This window comes from Bacillus sp. FSL M7-0003, assembly GCF_038628485.1.
In the GTDB taxonomy this organism is placed as follows: Bacteria; Bacillota; Bacilli; order Bacillales; family Bacillaceae; genus Bacillus; species Bacillus safensis.
Genome location: NZ_CP152024.1, coordinates 766,729 through 784,198, shown reverse-complemented (window position 1 = coordinate 784,198; position 17,470 = coordinate 766,729). Strand labels below are relative to the sequence as shown.

The following is a 17,470-nucleotide window of genomic DNA, read 5'->3' as shown; positions in this document are numbered from 1 at the left end:
ACCACCACTAGTTAAGTTCTTCTGAAAAATCCTTCTTCTTTTTTAGTTTTGCATATAAAAGAGTACCGATGAATGGAAGGATGAGGACAATCACCATTCCAATTGCAAATGCCCCCCAATATTTCGGGATAATGGAGAAGATTCCTGGAATGCCTCCAACACCAATTGAGCTTGCCAGCACCCCTTGAGAGGCGATAAACATACCGGCTAATCCTGAGCTGATCAGTGCAAAAATAAATGGGAATCGATAACGCAGGTTGACCCCAAACATCGCCGGTTCGGTAATTCCTAAATAAGCAGAAATACTTGATGTCAGCGAAAGTCCTTTTTGTTTTTCATCTTTTAAGACAAACATCATTGCCAGTGCAGCTGATCCTTGTGCGATATTGGACAGTGCAAGCATTGGCCATAGGAACGTGCCGTGCAGCTTTGAGTTAATCAATTGAATATCCACAGCAAGGAACGTATGGTGCATTCCTGTAATGACTAATGCTGCATACAGTCCGCCGTATAATAGACCGCCAAGTGCTGCGAATTGCTGGAATACGGCTACAAGTCCAGATGTTAAAACATTACCGATTGCAAATGTAACAGGTCCAATGACGATAAATGATAAAAATCCAATAACTAATAACGTAATCGGTGCAACAACTAACAGCTGAATACTTTCAGGTGTCCGTTTTGTGATAAATAATTCGAGCTTTGCAAGTAAATAGGAGGCGACGAGTATCGGAAGAACCTGTCCTTGATAGCCTACCTTCTGCACTTCAAGTCCAAACAAGTTCCAAACAGGAATGTCACCGGTCTTCTCAGCCGCTCCATAGCCCCATGCGTTTAACAAGTCCGGGTGTACAAGCATCAGTCCAAGGACCATCCCTAAAAGCGGATTTCCCCCAAACCGCTTCACAGCTGACCAGCCAATTAATGCTGGCAGGAAGGTGAAGGCAGTGCCTGCAATTAAGTTGATCATATTCGCTAAATCAGCCCATGCCGGATACACATCCACAATCGATTTTTGATCGAAGAAAATATCAGGAGCTGTTAAAATATTATTAATCCCCATTAATAAACCGGCTGTGACGATGGCAGGAAGAATTGGTATAAAGATATCCGCAAGCGTTTTCACAGCACGCTGCAATGGATTTAATTTTTGATCAGAGGCACGCTTGACGTCTTCTTTTGTGGCTTCCCCAATCCCCGTCCTTTTGACCATTTCGGCATATACTCGATTGACGACCCCTTGGCCGATAACCACTTGGTATTGACCGTTCGCTGAGAAAGATCCCTTCACTTCATCAATTTGTTCAAGTGCTTTCTCATCCACCTTGTCTTCATCTTTCAGCACAAAGCGCAGCCTTGTTACACAATGTGTCGCTTGATCAATATTTTCTTTGCCGCCGATGGCTTTCACAATCTGATCTGCTGCTGCCTGATAATCAGCCATACTATCCCCTCCGAGATCGTTTTTTTATATAAGAAAAAAGAACCAAAAAACTTGTATATACATGTTACTTTATATTTTATATTTGTATATACATGTAGTCAACAACAAAATGTAGCGCTTACATAAAAAAAGCTCCCTCAATGTGCTCAGGGAGAGGCAGCGTGTCATCCTCTTTTTTTATGCTCCGTTAATTTCTCGTAGACCTTATTTTTGTAAAAGGAGGAGGCTGGGCGGGCAAAAGTTTGGCGCTTAGATGTAAGTTCATCCAGACGTTTTTGTTTTTCTTCACAGATAAGAGACAGTTTCTTTCTTTCTTCTCCATCTATGCTTGATTGAAGTAATTCTTTGACAGTCATGAGTTCTTTTTTCAGCGCTGTTTCTTCCCCAGCAAATCCGGCATTTTTCATGATGCGGTAGCCCATTCTAAGTTCTTCTGGTACATGAGCAGCATCATCTTTTGGCAGAGGTTTCCCAAAGCCAGATAATCCTTCAAAAGCCCCGTTATCCATCGCTTTTTTGATCCGTTCTTCTGATAATCTCTGCGCAAAATCCATAGCGTTTCTCCTTTCGCCGCAAGTATTTGATTAAGCATAGCAAAAAAGCTGGCTCTCTCACAAGAGCCAGCTTTAGCGTCTAGACACCCCCTCGCATTCGGTGTCTATCCTGCGCTCAGGTGCTCGTTCGCTGAAAAGAGAAAAAGGGCTAAAATATTTTAGCCCTTTCTCGTTATTTATTGTCGACTTTGAAGGTTGAGACCATTTGTGCTAAGTCCTCTGACATGTCAGAGAGCTGTTCAATCGCACTTGAAATTTGCTGCATACCAGCACTTTGCTGTTCTGTTGCTGCCGCCACTTCTTGAGAGCTGGCTGCATGTTCTTCCGATACAACAGAAATTTGCTCAATCGATGTAGAAATCGTTTGATATGCTTGCTCAACTTGCTTAATAGAAGCAAGCAAATTGTTCGTTCTTCTTGAAAACTGAGATACACCGTCGTAAATCAAAGCGAAATTTTGTGACGTGCCTTCCATTTGCTCACGTCCTTCTTCCACTGCTTTACTACTTTCCTCTACACTTTCAAGAACGCGCTGACTGTTTTCCTGTGTGCCGATGACAAGGTCTGAAACGGTTTTAGCCGCATCCGCTGATTGCTCAGCTAACTTGCGCACCTCATCTGCCACAACAGCAAACCCTTTTCCTTCTTCTCCAACACGTGCCGCTTCAATTGAAGCATTCAGTGCAAGCAGATTCGTTTGGGCTGAAATGTCCGTAATAATTGAGATGACACTTTCAATCTCCGTTGAATGAGATTGTAATTCTTCTGCTGCCTGCTTTGAGTTGGTCATCTTGTCATGTAGCATATTCAGATGATCAAGCACATGGTTCACTAATTTTTGACCAGATTCTGATTGCTTTTGTACGTCAGATGAAACAGATTTCATTTCGTCGACTTCTTTTGTGACGCCTTCGATTTGAGTATCGATCTCTGCAACGGATGTCGTACAATCCGTGATATTTGCGACAGAATCATTGATTCCTTCACTCATATTCGTCATAGCTTCTGATACTTGCTGCGCACTTTGACTTGATTCGGTCGTCACCGTACGAAGCTGTGAAGACATTTTCGACACTTCACTAGATGAGTTTGAGATTTTCGAAATGAGCTCTTTAATCCGTCCCTGCATCTTTTGGAAGGATGCGGCAAGCTGGCCGATCTCATCTTTACTTTCAACCTCTACCATACCAGTTAAATCACCGTCAGCAATTCGATTCGCTGATTCCATCAAGGAACGTGCTGGTTTTGCAATTCTTCTTCCCATGAAGTATGAGAAGAGTAATCCACCGATAAGCACAATGGCAGATGCCACTGTGATATAGATCATCAACTTCTGCGTTGTTTGAGGCACGACAGACGCATCTAAATCAATGCCTAAAATCCCTGTCAGCTCACCGCCTGAATCCTTAATTGGCAAAAAGACTGATTTATGTGTACCAAATGAATCTTTGTAAATATCACTTTTGACCATTTTATCTTCAGAGAGCGCTTGTTTCATCTCTTCTGAAAAAGCATAATCTTGATCAAAGTCATTTTCTTCACCGGTTAGTATAATAATTCTTTCTTTGCCGCCTTTATTAGATAACACGTATAAGTTCTCAAGCGTATGATCTTTTTGAAGCTCTGCGAATTTCGTTTTGATCTCAGCATAAATAGGATCATCCTTCCCGCTAATGCTGAGTACGTTTCCATCGATGTTATCGATTTCTTTTTTGGCGGTATCAATATCTGTTGTTAATCGATAATCAAATTGCTTTAATAACTGGGATGATAAATCCTGGCTCACTAGATAAAAGGTTAGAACGAATAATGCAACGGTTGCGAGTAATGTTACGGTAACGACTGACATGATTTTAGAGGATATCGTGTATCCTCCAAATTTCCTTTGTTTCGCCATTTTTTCCTACATCTCCACTCTCAGATTTGATTTAAGCATGTACATTTTCAAATTGACCACAAACAGATGCAATCACATCTTTTAAATAAGATACGATATGAGGGATATGCTCTGGTAACGTATAAGGTGAGATGACAAAAAACTTACTAACACTTAGATAGAATTCTTGACCTTCTTTTGAGTTGACAAGTAAAAACTTCGTTGTATCGCCAAAGAACATCTCATCTCTTTTCTCTCCAAGTTTTTCAAACAGCATTTTGTTCAATTCATTGTTCCGCTCAATTTCCATTGAAGTTGCTTCGCCAGAAATCTCTTCTTGAAAACGCGGTGAGCCGTCTAGGTAAATTCTAAATAATGTAGCCATTCCGACGTTGTCATCATTCACGACTTCTGCTTGCGGAATTTCTCGGCTAAGTGCTTCTCTGAAGGCAAGGTTCACTTCTAAGAATTGACCGAGCAAGCGCTGATAGCCTTCAACCCCAAACGTTAAGAGCACACTCAGCATGCTGATTGAGCTTCCCATTCTTGAGCACTCAAGTGTATAACCCGTATGGTATTCACCGTAGCCTCTATGGCCAACATATGGCGTCTCTTGTTCTTCCAGATCCAAACGCTTTAAGTCAGCAGCGTTTTTCACTAAGAATAAACTGGATGTGTAAGGTGTTTGGCCGAGCTTTTGAAAATCAAAGCACATCGAGTCTGCAAGAGAAAGATGCTGGAATTTCGCTTTGATTTCTTTTAGCATCCGAAGAACACCGACTGAGAATTGCAGCGGGTTTTCTGATACATCATACTCATTAAAGAAAGCAAAGAATCCACCCAGCGCCGAATCTGCATGAATATGCGGCACCTTCAGATCATACTTTTCAGCAATCGCTTCTGCTGTTTCACGTACCCCTTTGACATCATCAATTGCAATGGCATCTGTTGTTCCGGTTGTTGCCACAATATAAACGGGAATCCCGCCACTCTGTGCAACACGTTCCATTTGACAACGCAAATCTTCCATATCCATTGAATGATCTTTATTCGTCTTAATTCTGATTAAGTTGTTTGTGCCTAGTCCTGTTGCTTCCATTGACTTAAATAAGCTGTAATGTGCAGCATCAGAACAAAACGCATAAAGATTTTGTGGAACTCCTTTTCGCAGTGACTCCGGCGCAGCTTTTGCGATCGCTAAACGAAGTCCTGAAAAAATCGCTCCTTGACCTCCCCATGTTGTGTATCCCCCGCTCATATTTGGATCATATCCGATGAGCTTAGACATCATTGAGACCACTCTGACCTCAGCTTCCGCACCTGCTGGTCCATAAACATCCCAAAGGTTGTTTCCGTTTACCAGCATAGCTGTCAGCATGCCTAAAATTCCTGGTGTACTTGCCATTGGCAAAATGTTCGTGAAGAAATACTTGGTGTGGTATGGATGGTTATGTAAAAGCTTCAGTAATTCTTCATTCACAAGTTCCGCTTGCTGGCCGTTCATCGGAATTTGACTTGTTTCAGTGAGCTTTTTGTAAAAGTCCTCCCCACGATTCTTTTCACCTTTAAGGTGTGCACGGTTGGGATCTTTCAGGTCATCGACCCCTGAAATGATCTGCTCCATCAATTTGATGAGTTCTTTACGCTCTCCTGCATTTCCGTCCTCACTCGGAAACCAGTTCTGAACGAGGTTCTCTGCTCGTACAGTCATATACTATCAATCCTTTCAATGGAAGATTTCCTGTCACTGTCTATATCGACCCCAATTCAGAAGTTTATAGTCTCGATATGTTCACTTAAGTATATTTAGATAATTTGTTCACTTATTAAAATAAATGAAACCCTTAAAAAACACATGAAAACCATTATGTTCACGAAACACAAAAATATATTGATATATTGTATAGGAGGAATTTTTATCCATCGTCTTATTCTATTACATGGCTCATTTTTTTTGTTTAACCTGCATAAACATTAATAAACAATGGAAATACTCTCTAAATGACCATTGTAGAAATTAAATTAATTCTTTAGACTTGTATCTTTTTACCTGTTTTATTGATATAGCAACTGGAAAATTGCTGAATTTTCTGTCAATAATAGGTCAATTTTCATAAAAAGTTTTTCAATGGGCGAATATTTTCATTTCCTCTCCTTTTATTGCTCGGACAGGCTTGCAAAGGCTCTTCACTGGTTATGACTTTTCTATTTGTGCATTTCGTGGTATATTCTAATGGTTCGTTTTCTTTCGTTCCGCCTCTTCCGTTTAACGGAGAAAAGGAGTGTTTATATGAAAACATTTATTCAAAAAAGAGGTCTCGGCTTCTTTCTGATTGCAGCCACCTTACTATGGCTCAAAACGTATTCAGCGTATTTAATCGAATTTAAACTTGGTATATCAAATGTGCTTCAGCATATTTTGCTTTTCGTGAATCCTATTAGCTCCAGCTTGTTCTTTCTTGGCTTTGCTTTATTGTTCAAGAAAAAATGGCAGCCTGCCGCTATCATTGTGATTCACTTTTTCATGTCTTTTTTACTATACGCAAACATCGTGTACTATCGATTCTTCAATGACTTTATCACGCTGCCTACAGTGATGCAGGCAGGAACGAATGGCGGACAATTAGGTGATAGTGCATTTTCACTCATGCGTTGGACTGATGTGTTTTACTTTATTGATACAATCATTTTGATTGTACTTGCAGTCCGCATGAAAAGGCAGCAGCAAACAAGTACAGCCACTGTACCTGTTCAAAAGTCAAAATCGTTTAGACTCGTCCTTGTGTCCTCTGTTGTGATCTTTGTTTTAAACTTAGTTGCTGCAGAGATCGATCGTCCAGAGCTTTTATCAAGATCGTTCGACCGCAATTATTTAGTTAAATATTTAGGTGCTTATAACTTTACTGTGTTTGATGCCATTCAAAATGTGAAATCAAACAGCCAGCGTGCTCTGGCAAATTCAAATGACGTGACAGATGTAGAGAACTATTTAAAAGCGAACAGCGCTGATCCTAACCCGGCTTATTACGGGAAAGCGAAAGGCATGAACGTCATTACAATTTCTCTTGAATCTCTGCAAAACTTTGTCATTGATTATAAGGTGAATGGAAAAGAAGTAACGCCATTCCTTAATTCATTGGCACACGATAACAAAACGTTTTACTTTGATAACTTCTTCCATCAAACAGGACAGGGAAAAACGTCTGATGCTGAATTTATGATGGATACTGGGTTATTCCCATTATCACAGGGCTCTGTTTTTATTAACAAAGCGCAAAACACATATCAAGCACTGCCTGGTATTTTGAAGAAGGATCAATATACGTCAGCAGAATTCCATGGCAATACGAAAACCTTCTGGAACCGTAATGAAATGTTTAAGTCGTTTGGGTATGACAGATTTTACGATTCTGAGTACTACGATATGAACGAGCAGGATACGAAGAACTATGGACTGAAAGACAAACCGTTCTTCAAAGAATCGATGCCAATGCTTGAAAACTTGAAGCAGCCGTTTTATTCGAAGTTCATTACCTTATCGAATCATTTCCCATTTGGAATGGACGAAGGTGATACTGATTTCGAACCTGGTGATTTCGGTGACTCTGTCGTCGATAACTACTTCCAATCGGCTCATTATTTAGATGAAGCGATTGAACAGTTCTTCAATGATCTAAAAAAGTCAGGTCTTTATGACAACACAGTCGTCATTATGTACGGAGATCATTACGGTATTTCTGAAAACCATAATGAAGCGATGGAAAAAGTGACAGGACAAAAAATTGGAGATTATGAAAATGCGCAGCTCATGCGTGTGCCGCTCTTTATCCATGTTCCTGGCGTAAAAGGCGGACAGATTCATAAATACTCTGGTGAAGTCGATGTCGCACCAACTCTTCTGCACCTGCTTGGCGATGATACGAAGAACTATTTAATGTCTGGATCTGATATCTTATCGAAGAACTTTAAAGAGCTTGTGCCATTTAGAAACGGTGACTTCGTGTCTAAGGACTACACGAAAGTAGGTAATAACTATTACAGCAACAAAACAGGCGAGAAAATCGAGCCAACTGACAAGGCATCCCAAGAAAATGAAACGGTGAAAAAGATGCTGGAGACATCTGATAAGATTGTCACCGAAGATTTACTCCGTTTCTACAAGCCTAAAGGCTTTACACCGATTGACCGCAATGATTATGACTATACAAAGAAAGTACAGGATGAAAAGGATTCCTCTTCCGCCAAAGATGAATCCAGCTCTTCTTCAAAATAACGTTCTCATGCTAAGAACCAGCCGATCCTTGATCAGCTGGTTCTTTTTACGTTTGATCATGATTACTCCGGGTATAGGAGAAGAAGGAGGGATATATCATGAAGAAATCAGCAGCTTTTGTCGTGACTGCCTCACTTGCTTCGTCTGCCCTTTTCGGTTTCAGCCCTGCTGTCTCAGCACACGCCATGACCAAACCGGCAGCAGAACAATCCGTTCCTCAAGGTCCAAATGCCGCGCTTACCAGCATTTATGAGCTGGCACATAAAGGACAAATGCCCTACTATGCTAAAGGATTGAAAATAGGCGTTCAAACCAAAAAAGACGTTCATCATCAGCTCGGAAATCCATATCCAGAAACAGGTCAAAGCAGCTTTGATTTGTATCATGCGGAAATGGGGAATCCCGGATTTGCTTTTCACTATGATGCAAAAGGCAAAATTGATGAAATCCGTTATTTCGGTACAAATGTAGAAAAAGAAACAAATATCGGCGGTATGACCCCTTCGTTACTAAAGAAACAGCTTGGACCAGCGGATTCAGTGAGCACCATTCCGCAGACAAAAGAGAAAAAATATGTGTATCGAACCGGTGATTATGAGCTTGAATTTATCGTTGGACATGATCCTGATATCAGCCAGCATGAACTCACCGTGCTGCATATCAACTTGATAAAAGCCAATTCTTAAATAAAAAAGCATCCTGAGCACATGCTCTGGATGCTTTTCTTTTATTATGATGCCACTTCTAATTGCGGCTTTCTTTTCAATTTTCGTTTGAGGACTGGACCTGCTACATAATCAAGACCAAGTTTTCCGGCGTTTCCTTTCGCTGCCATGATGAAGACTGCGATCAGAAGAAGCAGCGGGTTCACAGAGACAGTTCCAGCTAGTAGGAAAGAGACATTCATCACGCTTCCAAAAAAGGCTGCCGTTGTTGTAAACAATCCAACAATTAATCCTAGGCCTACTAAGATTTCTCCCCACATGACCATGGCACTAAATAATCCGGCATTCGGCAAAGCGACATTTTCTAAAAACCATACATATAACGGATACACAAGATGACCATCTTTGACGACAGGTTCAGATATCGCAAATTGCAAATAGCCTGATGCATCAAATCCACCTGTTAGTTTTCCAATACCAGATGTCAGCCAAGTCCATCCGATATAAAGTCTTGCTGCCAAAAGGATAACGGCTGCCCATACATTCGTTTGTAAGAATTTTGTAAACATGATGATGCCTCCTTTTAAATTATGTGAAATATTTCACATTTTCTTTATGATCTTATTATACTATGCTATATCTAATTTGTGATCTTTTTCACATATATATTCACAAATTGTTCATGAATATCTAGTTGAGGTAAACTTTTCCCTTGCGAAAACCGTCTAAGTCATTTCAGACCGTAAAAAGGGGTTTAATTTTGTATGAAAACACTATTTCATTTTGCTTATTTACAGGCCATCTCATGTCTATTCCCCGTCATGATCTTTGCGGCGCTTGCCCTATCAAAGACGGTGTCTATTCCTTTTCTTCACCGGTATGATTTCATTCTACTGCTTTGCCTCGCGGCTCAGATCCTGATGCTGACGCTGCGGCTGGAGACTTGGGCGGAGCTAAAGGTCATTTGTCTATTTCATCTCATAGGAATCTGTTTAGAAGTGTATAAAGTACATATGGGCTCTTGGTCCTACCCAGAAGAAGCTTATACAAAAATATTTGGGGTTCCACTTTATAGCGGCTTTATGTATGCGAGTGTGGCTAGTTATATTTATCAGGCATTTTCACGACTTCATGTAAAAGTGGCCGACTGGCCTCATCCATTTCTTTCAATTGGCATCAGTTTGTGCATTTATCTCAATTTCTTTACGCATCACTGGCTTTATGATGTCAGATGGTGGCTGACATGTCTGCTTGTTGTTGTGTTTCGGAAAACATCGGTTTCGTTTCAGGTTGGACCATCTTCCTTTCGAATGCCGCTTGTTGTTTCATTTCTCCTGATTGGCTTTTTTATTTGGATTGCCGAAAATGTCACCACCTTTTTAGGCGCATGGCAATATCCAAATCAGCAGCATGCTTGGTCCATTGTTCATCTAGGGAAAATTAGCTCATGGTTCTTACTCGTTGTGATCAGTATTGTGCTAGTGATCGAACAGCGTAAACAAAAAAACGTTCAGCCCATTTGACCTGGCTGAACGTTTTTTTTAATCTCGATCGACTTCCTTACGGAGATCATCTGCGACAAATTCTACATTCGTTCCAATAATAATTTGTACGGATGTTTTTCCAGAAGTCAGCACCCCTTTGGCACCTGCTTTTTTCAATGTACCTTCATTTAATAAATTAGTATCCTCTACTGTTAAGCGAAGACGTGTGGCACAATGATCAATGTTGGTGATATTGTCTTTGCCGCCAAGCCCCTCTACGAGCATACTCGCCCCACCTGCCGTCACCGCATCATCCGTTGCGATATCTTCCATGTCATCATCTTCCCTGCCTGGTGTTTTCAGCTTTAATAGTTTAATGAGGAAATAGAAAACGACAAAGTACACGACGCCATAAATGATTCCTACTACAAGAAGCAAGATCGGTTTTTGCGCAATACCGAAGCTTAAGACGTAATCAATCGCACCTGCTGAAAAGGCAAAGCCGCTATGAATCCCAAGGGTGTTCACAATAAAAAGCGAAAGCCCCGTCAAAATAGCATGGACACCATATAAAAGTGGTGATAAAAACATAAAAGAAAATTCAATTGGTTCAGTGATCCCTGTTATAAATGATGTAAGTGCCATCCCAATCATCAGACCAGCTGTTGCTTTTCGTTTCTCAGGTTTTGCAGTTACAACCATGGCTAGACATGCCGCTGGCAGACCAAACATCATCACTGGGAAGAATCCAGTCATAAAGACACCTGCACTTGGATCTCCTTTAAAGAATCGCGCTAAATCCCCTGTTGCCCCGCTGAATTCACCGAATTGAAACCAAAATAAGTTATTCAAGACATGGTGAAGTCCTAATGGAATGAGCAATCGGTTAAAGAAACCAAACAGCCCTGCACCTGTTGCACCAAGGCTTAAAATCCATTCTCCTAAATCATTGATTACACTTTGAATCGGCGGCCATACATATCCGAAAACGGCTGCTAATAGAATGGTGAAAAGTGCGGTCATAATAGGCACAAGCCGCCTTCCGCTAAAGAAACCTAAGTATTCCGGCAGTTTCGTATCCTTAAATTTATTGTAAACATAACCTGCCAAAAGCCCGCATAAAATACCGCCCAATACCCCCATATTATTGGTTGAGTTAATCGACGTTGTACCGGCTGACAAAATAAAATAAGAGATCGCTCCTGATAATGCCGCTGCCCCGTTCCCATCCTTTGAAATACCAATCGCTACACCCATCGCAAAAATTAAAGCCAAGTTCGCAAAAATTGCATTCCCTGCCGCATGAATAAACGGGATATTGAATACATCCTCCCGCCCAATGGCCAAAATAATCCCTGCTGCTGGAAGTACAGCGATTGGAAGCATAAATGATTTTCCTAGCTTTTGAAAAAACTGAAACACCATCTGATTTCCCCCCCCTTTGTCATCATCATGACCAAAGCATTCATGATGTTCATAAAAAATATATCATATGCACGTCTAGTTATCTATACCAATTTGTCCACATCCATTTGAATTCCGCTCTTTACTCTTTTTGCGTAAAATGTGGTAAGCTATTGAATAGAATGAAGATATAGAAAGCGGGAATGAACAGTGATTGTCAAACATGATCATGAGTTAGAAGCCTTAAAAAAAGTCGGCCGAATTGTCGCTTTGGCAAGAGAAGAAATGAAAAGCCAAGCGAAACCAGGCATGTCTACAAAAGAATTAGATTTGATTGGGAAAAAAATATTAGAAGAGCACGGTGCCAATTCAGCACCTGAAAAGGAATATGACTTCCCTGGTACCACTTGTATCAGCGTGAACGATGAAGTTGCACACGGTATCCCAAGTGAAAAAACCATTTTACAAGAGGGCGACCTCGTGAACATTGATATCTCAGCAGAACTGGACGGCTATTATTCCGATACAGGCATTTCATTCGTTTTAGGTACAGGTGATGCTCGTCTTGAAGCATTATGTAAGTGTGCGGAAGATGCGTTCCTTGAAGGATTAAAGCATGCAAAAGCCGGTAAAAGACAAAACCAAATTGGCCGTGCGGTCTACAATACAGCGAAAGAACAAGGATTTACCGTCATTAAAAACCTAACAGGACACGGCATTGGGAAGAATCTGCATGAAGCACCTAACCATATCTTGAACTACTATGATCCATTCGATAATGCTTTGTTTAAAAATGGCACAGTCATTGCCTTTGAACCTTTCATTTCAACAAATGCTGAATCGATTTATCAGGCTGATGATGGCTGGACATTTAAAACACCAGATAAAAGTCTAGTCGCACAGATTGAACATACGATTGTGATCACTAAAGACGAACCGATTATTTTAACAAAGCTGTAAGCCAGCTATCCCCTCCTTCACTGGAGGGGATTCAGATTGTTGACAAAGGGCTAAAATGATGTTGATTTTAGCCCTTTGTCTTCTTTTCAGCGTGATAGAAAACCTTTGCAGTCTAGGAAGGACGAGCAGCGGAGCAGAGCGAATTTGACATTCGTGAGCACCGGAGCGCAGACCTGACAACGAATGCGAGGGTTTGTCTACACGCTGTATCCCCTTCTTCACTGGAGGGGATTTTTTCATGCCCGTTTCACGAATCTGTCACGACTAAACAAAAAAGCCTGTGGTAAAATAGGCAAAGATATGCGAAAGGGGTCTTATTTGATATGTGGTTCATCATCATAGGTGTTATCTTTTTCATCGAAAGTATTATCTTAACGGTTGTAGGGATTAAGAAAAAACAATCCATGATGACCTATCTTGGTGTTGTCATCATGATTATGACGGTCGGCATGATCCTCGTTACCCTCAACCCGCCAAATTCATAAATCAATATTTCCAGCATATACATGGATCATAGGCAGATAGAATCAGTTTTCATTTCTTGACACCTGCACGCTTTTCACGTCCTTTTTTGAGATGTTACAATGCAGGCAGTTTCAATTGAAAGGAGTTTTCTATCATGCATTATGGTAGCAAAGGCTGGTATGTCGAAGAATTAAAGAAGCTTGGTGTGACTAAGCATGAAGGAAGAAAGCTTCAAAGCTTAAAAACATATTTCCTTGCAAATCTTCTTGAGCAAAAGAAACGCAGCTCATAAACGCTGAAAAGCCGTACATCTTAATGATGTACGGCTTTTTTTAAATGTGCTGAATTCGTTTTTCTAAAGACTTCCTCACCACATCTGCTAAAGCATCTACTTCAAGAACGGCTTTCAGTCTCTCTGGACTTGTTTGACGATATTTGACTTCGTTGACCTCATGGACCGTAATGTGATGGGACGCTTTTTCTACTAGTACTAGCGATGCATCAGGCGGCACCATGCCTTCTTTCAGTACACGTAAATAAAAGCCTGTATACCCTGTTTTTTGCACTTCCTTTACAAGCTTCATGTTGCCATGCTTAAGAGACAATTTCACACAAGGCTGTCTTGGCTGGCTCACCTCAACAAATGCATCTCCAAGCTGAAACACATCGCCAATATGCACATTCGTTTCGACTAGCTGGCGTACTGTTATATTCTCGCCAAAGGCAGCTTCCTGTAATGGCACCCCTAAAAATTGTTCAAAGTGAGCATAATGATCATACGGAAAGACGCAGACGGCTTTATCATAACCCCCATGATGAACCAAATCCCCCTGACCATCTCCTTCAAAATTGACCTGACTTAAATACACAGGCTCATGAATGCGCCTTTTGTTGATGGCTGTTTTGATTTCTTTTCCATTTGCATATGTAATGATAGGTTGTCCCACTTGGATTCCTTCTATGCCGTATCTCTTTTGTCCCACGATGGCCATCTCCTTTGGTTGTCTACTGGCCTTTATTTTACATCGTTTGACAATCAAATCATAGTCGAGGCGTGAAGATCAGATGCAGGCTATGGTACGATGTGAAAAAAGGAGAGATGACCATGATTCATTATCACGCCATTGTAAAAGGACGTGTACAAGGAGTCGGCTTTCGTTATTTTGTTCAGGGAGAAGCCGTCAATCGTGGAATGAAAGGCTGGGTACGCAACACAGATGAAGGTCATGTCGAGTTAAAGGTAGAGGGTGAGCAGCAGAAAGTGATTGATTTCTTAGAGACTGTCCGGAAAGGAAGTCCTTTTTCAAAAGTCACCGACATGCAAATGGAGCCGCTCACCGAGCTTGCTCATTATCAGGATTTTCGAATACGGTCATAAAAAACCTAGCTATATGTAAACATTATTCCTATTCATGATAGTTAGACGGAACTTTCGTATGATATAGTTCAGCCAGAACTTTCTGGTTGAACTTTTTTTATTTAGATTTAATCTATCAGTAGCCAGGCTAGAACGTACGGAGGCGTGGGACATTGATTCCGTCAAGTAAACTGTTCATCACCATCTACTTGTAGAAATATGTTTGAGGCTGGTTGGGACTTAGGCCTCGTAAAAACATCGAATCGGTACGAGTCATGCATAAGATTAATTGGACTGGTTCGATATTGCCTCAAAATAGTCTAGAACTACTTTACGGAATTCCAATGAAGCTTGCGTCATGTATCGACTTGTATGCCATAATAAAGCGATATCACGTACAAGTTCATGATTCTCAACTTGCAAATATTTAATCTTTCCCCATGATATTTTTGCTGTGCTTGGTATGAAGGCAAGTCCAATTTCAGCTTCTACAAGACTGATCAAACGTGTAGGTTCATCGCCCTCATACACATATTTAAGGTCAATTCCAGCCGATTTGCATACAGAGTCTACTAAATCACGAGTGCCGTATCCTCTTTTCATACCGACAAAGCATTCATCCTTAAGTTCTGTTAAACATACGCTAGTTCGGTCTGCCAGTCGATGCCCATTAGGAACTGCTACAAGAATGGGATCAACAAAGACAACTTGACATTCGATGTCTTCCCCTTGAAAAGGAGAGGACGACAAGCAAAAATCGACTTCGCCTCGATGTAAAAGCGTGACCATTTCCAGTGTGGTCAGCATTTGCACATGAAATTGGATATTAGGACGTTTTTTACGAAACTCTCGCATAATCTGAGGCAAAGTGCTTGCTGTGGTTACCGCAAGCTTTAGTGTGCCAGATTCTCCTCTAGACAAATCGCTAATCTCCTGTTTTCCCTGTTCCAACTCAAACAAAGCCCTTTCCGCGCGACGAATGAATTTGTTGCCAAATTCATTTAAACGCAGTTTCCTGCCTGTGCGATCAAATAAAGGCACCCCTAAATCTTCTTCCAGACGCTGAATCGTTTTGCTTAGCGACGATTGCGTAACGTGGAGGCTTCGTGCAGCTTCAGTTACATGCTCTAATCGAGCTACCTCTAGAAAATATTGTAGTTGAAGGAGTTCCATTTCATTTTCTCTCCAATCATTCCTTTTGGTCAATGATATCATAACTTTAAATGCGTTGGAATGAATGTAAAATGCCAAGTAAGATATCAATATAACAAATTTAAAGGGGGAGAAAAAATGAATTCTCGTAGCAGATGGTTAATGATATCCGTTGGACTAGGTATATTATTAAACCCTTTAAATTCATCAATGATTTCTGTTGCTATTGCTAGGTTGCAACATGTGTATAGCATTGATTTTACTGCTGTTTCCTGGATTGTGTTTTCATTTTATATCGCTAGTGCTATCGCCCAACCTGTCATGGGGAAGGCTAGTGATTTATTCGGCAGGAGGAAGATATTTCTGGCTGGTCTTGTTGTATCCTTAGTTTCTTCTATTCTGGCTCCATTTTCTCCAAATTTCGGATGGCTTATTGTGTTCAGAATCGTACAATCCATCGGAACTAGTATGCTGATTGCAGTTGGAACAGCTATAGTACGCATTCATATTACAGAAAAGCAATCAGATGCTTTAGCAGGTTTATCAATTTTCCTATCCGGTGCGGCAGCTATAGGACCTTTTGCCGGAGGAGTACTTATTCAATGGTGGGACTGGCCAGCGATCTTCATCGTCAATACCCCGTTTGTAGTGGCGAGCTTTATATTAGCTTGGAAAATGATTCCTAATGATGGGCCAGCAGCAACGGTTTCACGTGACATGTCGTTTCGAAAATTACTGGGTGTGATTGATGTGCCAGGAATTCTGCTCTTTGCGGTGGGTCTGATTGCCCTTCTAGTTGGCTTGCTGGCAGCGAAATCATCTGGGCATTTCTCTATGGGGAATATCGTTGTTGTGCTAATCGGGCTCGTTGCGGTGGGAATATTCGTACGACATGAGCTAAAAACAGTGTCGCCATTTATTCCTTTACGCACCTTCGCCAAATATCCAGGGATGACTTGGGTCAATATACAATACTTGCTAGTTAACTTCCTTTATTATTCACTCTTTTTTGGGATTCCGTCATACCTGCAAATGGTACGTCATGTCAGTGAATTCCAGACAGGGATTCTTATGTTAACCTTGGGCTTGAGCTCGATTGTAGCTTCGCCAATAGCAGGGAAATGGGTCGGTAAATCAGGACCCAGACCTGCATTGATTGTATCCTCATTACTGATGGTAGTAGGGGCAGTGTGGATCGTGACATGGACGCAAAGTTCACCAGTCATCAGTGTGTGCCTGGCGTTAGCCGCATTCGGTTTTAGCAACGGGCTAAACGCTGTTGGTATGCAGGCAGCTTTGTTTAAAAGCTCTCCAAAAGAAATTGCTGGTGTAGCATCTGGCCTATTTAATACATCAAGATACTTGGGTACAATTTTATCTTCACTGTTGACAGGTATCATTATGGGAGGTGCGTTCACCTTTACAGGATTCCGATTGCTTGGGGTTTTCCTAACGGTCATTGCATTGGTCTTAGTATTTATAAGTCTGCGGCTCAGATATTCTGAGCAATTGGATGAACCGAGTACAAGCAATTCAAACAAAAAATAAAAATTGGAGTTGAATGTTATAACAACTGTTAATATCAAGAATGGTCCTCATGGGATCAAACTTGGCAGGGAATGCAAAAGGATAAACAGCCTCAGGGTGAGAAAGTCATCCAGAAGTGGAATGCGAGAGCGCAAACTTTCGCCCATTGTTGTAGTAAGGAAGAGATCTTTTGTGGTCATCATAAATAAATAAAAAGGGATAGATATCTATCCCTTTTGTTTTAATCAATTTAAATGTTCAACATCATATGAGAGGACACATGTATTATGATAAAAGACATCTTTTTAT

16 protein-coding genes are annotated in these 17,470 nt (G+C 41.0%); 8 read left to right on the top strand and 8 right to left on the bottom strand.

The genetic code is table 11. The features are described from left to right. Positions 1–7 precede the first annotated feature (7 nt). The 4 genes from treP to MHI23_RS03830 form a co-directional block, all read right to left on the bottom strand. Positions 8–1,444, bottom strand: coding sequence for a PTS system trehalose-specific EIIBC component (gene treP, locus MHI23_RS03845; RefSeq protein ID WP_206533997.1), 1,437 nt, complete (start codon positions 1,442–1,444; stop codon positions 8–10). A gap of 164 nt (positions 1,445–1,608) precedes the next feature. Next, complete coding sequence (locus tag MHI23_RS03840) at positions 1,609–1,998, bottom strand: DUF1992 domain-containing protein (RefSeq protein WP_024425281.1); 390 nt, start codon at positions 1,996–1,998, stop codon at positions 1,609–1,611. A 172-nt stretch (positions 1,999–2,170) separates the two neighbouring features. Beyond that, positions 2,171–3,895 carry a methyl-accepting chemotaxis protein gene (locus MHI23_RS03835; protein WP_133744867.1) on the bottom strand — a complete coding sequence of 575 codons (1,725 nt, stop codon included), beginning with the start codon at positions 3,893–3,895 and terminating at the stop codon, positions 2,171–2,173. A gap of 31 nt (positions 3,896–3,926) precedes the next feature. Further along, positions 3,927–5,585 (bottom strand): pyridoxal-dependent decarboxylase, encoded by a 1,659-nt coding sequence (locus MHI23_RS03830; RefSeq protein ID WP_254968655.1) that lies wholly within the window; start codon positions 5,583–5,585, stop codon positions 3,927–3,929. Positions 5,586–6,164: 579 nt separating this feature from the next. Between MHI23_RS03830 and MHI23_RS03825 the strand changes: the two genes are divergently transcribed. Then, complete coding sequence (locus tag MHI23_RS03825; RefSeq protein WP_151040240.1) at positions 6,165–8,147, top strand: LTA synthase family protein; 1,983 nt, start codon at positions 6,165–6,167, stop codon at positions 8,145–8,147. 98 nt (positions 8,148–8,245) lie between these two features. Next, complete coding sequence (locus tag MHI23_RS03820; protein WP_044334631.1) at positions 8,246–8,833, top strand: YjgB family protein; 588 nt, start codon at positions 8,246–8,248, stop codon at positions 8,831–8,833. A 44-nt stretch (positions 8,834–8,877) separates the two neighbouring features. Here the strand turns inward: MHI23_RS03820 and MHI23_RS03815 are convergent, their stop codons facing one another. Next, complete coding sequence (locus tag MHI23_RS03815; protein WP_024424614.1) at positions 8,878–9,381, bottom strand: DoxX family protein; 504 nt, start codon at positions 9,379–9,381, stop codon at positions 8,878–8,880. Between the two features lie 195 nt (positions 9,382–9,576). Between MHI23_RS03815 and MHI23_RS03810 the strand changes: the two genes are divergently transcribed. Further along, positions 9,577–10,335 carry a DUF817 domain-containing protein gene (locus tag MHI23_RS03810; RefSeq protein ID WP_254968651.1) on the top strand — a complete coding sequence of 253 codons (759 nt, stop codon included), beginning with the start codon at positions 9,577–9,579 and terminating at the stop codon, positions 10,333–10,335. An 18-nt stretch (positions 10,336–10,353) separates the two neighbouring features. On the opposite strand, the gene nagE is transcribed toward MHI23_RS03810, so the two are convergent. Beyond that, complete coding sequence (nagE, locus tag MHI23_RS03805; RefSeq protein ID WP_042968202.1) at positions 10,354–11,721, bottom strand: N-acetylglucosamine-specific PTS transporter subunit IIBC; 1,368 nt, start codon at positions 11,719–11,721, stop codon at positions 10,354–10,356. 189 nt (positions 11,722–11,910) lie between these two features. Here nagE and map point away from each other — a divergent pair, with 189 nt between their 5' ends. From map to MHI23_RS03790, 3 genes are all read left to right on the top strand, one after another. Further along, a complete protein-coding gene (gene map, locus MHI23_RS03800; protein WP_024424611.1) occupies positions 11,911–12,660 on the top strand; it encodes a type I methionyl aminopeptidase in 750 nt (249 codons plus the stop codon). Between the two features lie 323 nt (positions 12,661–12,983). After that, positions 12,984–13,145, top strand: a complete 162-nt coding sequence (locus tag MHI23_RS03795; RefSeq protein ID WP_087978305.1) for a hypothetical protein — start codon at positions 12,984–12,986, stop codon at positions 13,143–13,145. Positions 13,146–13,279: 134 nt separating this feature from the next. Further along, positions 13,280–13,417: a YflJ family protein gene (locus MHI23_RS03790; RefSeq protein ID WP_064497716.1), complete on the top strand. Its 138-nt coding sequence runs from the start codon at positions 13,280–13,282 to the stop codon at positions 13,415–13,417. A gap of 40 nt (positions 13,418–13,457) precedes the next feature. On the opposite strand, the gene MHI23_RS03785 is transcribed toward MHI23_RS03790, so the two are convergent. Further along, complete coding sequence (locus tag MHI23_RS03785; RefSeq protein WP_034623126.1) at positions 13,458–14,108, bottom strand: MOSC domain-containing protein; 651 nt, start codon at positions 14,106–14,108, stop codon at positions 13,458–13,460. 122 nt (positions 14,109–14,230) lie between these two features. On the opposite strand from MHI23_RS03785, the gene MHI23_RS03780 reads away from it, so the two are divergent. Then, a complete protein-coding gene (locus MHI23_RS03780) occupies positions 14,231–14,503 on the top strand; it encodes an acylphosphatase (RefSeq protein ID WP_024426625.1) in 273 nt (90 codons plus the stop codon). A gap of 264 nt (positions 14,504–14,767) precedes the next feature. Here MHI23_RS03780 and MHI23_RS03775 read toward each other — a convergent pair whose 3' ends face one another. Then, positions 14,768–15,655, bottom strand: a complete 888-nt coding sequence (locus tag MHI23_RS03775) for a LysR family transcriptional regulator (protein WP_024426626.1) — start codon at positions 15,653–15,655, stop codon at positions 14,768–14,770. Positions 15,656–15,772: 117 nt separating this feature from the next. Here MHI23_RS03775 and MHI23_RS03770 point away from each other — a divergent pair, with 117 nt between their 5' ends. Then, on the top strand, positions 15,773–17,182 hold the full coding sequence (locus MHI23_RS03770) for an MFS transporter (protein ID WP_197172178.1): 1,410 nt from the start codon (positions 15,773–15,775) through the stop codon (positions 17,180–17,182). Positions 17,183–17,470: the final 288 nt, after the last annotated feature.

Bases quoted from the DNA above. Each gene is read 5' to 3' on its own strand.
- treP (WP_206533997.1), bottom strand. From the start codon at position 1,444: ATGGCTGATTATCAGGCAGCAGCAGATCAGATTGTGAAAGCCATCGGC.
- MHI23_RS03840 (WP_024425281.1), bottom strand. From the start codon at position 1,998: ATGGATTTTGCGCAGAGATTATCAGAAGAACGGATCAAAAAAGCGATG.
- MHI23_RS03835 (WP_133744867.1), bottom strand. From the start codon at position 3,895: ATGGCGAAACAAAGGAAATTTGGAGGATACACGATATCCTCTAAAATC.
- MHI23_RS03830 (WP_254968655.1), bottom strand. From the start codon at position 5,585: ATGACTGTACGAGCAGAGAACCTCGTTCAGAACTGGTTTCCGAGTGAG.
- MHI23_RS03825 (WP_151040240.1), top strand. From the start codon at position 6,165: ATGAAAACATTTATTCAAAAAAGAGGTCTCGGCTTCTTTCTGATTGCA.
- MHI23_RS03820 (WP_044334631.1), top strand. From the start codon at position 8,246: ATGAAGAAATCAGCAGCTTTTGTCGTGACTGCCTCACTTGCTTCGTCT.
- MHI23_RS03815 (WP_024424614.1), bottom strand. From the start codon at position 9,381: ATGTTTACAAAATTCTTACAAACGAATGTATGGGCAGCCGTTATCCTT.
- MHI23_RS03810 (WP_254968651.1), top strand. From the start codon at position 9,577: ATGAAAACACTATTTCATTTTGCTTATTTACAGGCCATCTCATGTCTA.
- nagE (WP_042968202.1), bottom strand. From the start codon at position 11,721: ATGGTGTTTCAGTTTTTTCAAAAGCTAGGAAAATCATTTATGCTTCCA.
- MHI23_RS03795 (WP_087978305.1), top strand. From the start codon at position 12,984: ATGTGGTTCATCATCATAGGTGTTATCTTTTTCATCGAAAGTATTATC.
- MHI23_RS03790 (WP_064497716.1), top strand. From the start codon at position 13,280: ATGCATTATGGTAGCAAAGGCTGGTATGTCGAAGAATTAAAGAAGCTT.
- MHI23_RS03780 (WP_024426625.1), top strand. From the start codon at position 14,231: ATGATTCATTATCACGCCATTGTAAAAGGACGTGTACAAGGAGTCGGC.
- MHI23_RS03775 (WP_024426626.1), bottom strand. From the start codon at position 15,655: ATGGAACTCCTTCAACTACAATATTTTCTAGAGGTAGCTCGATTAGAG.
- MHI23_RS03770 (WP_197172178.1), top strand. From the start codon at position 15,773: ATGAATTCTCGTAGCAGATGGTTAATGATATCCGTTGGACTAGGTATA.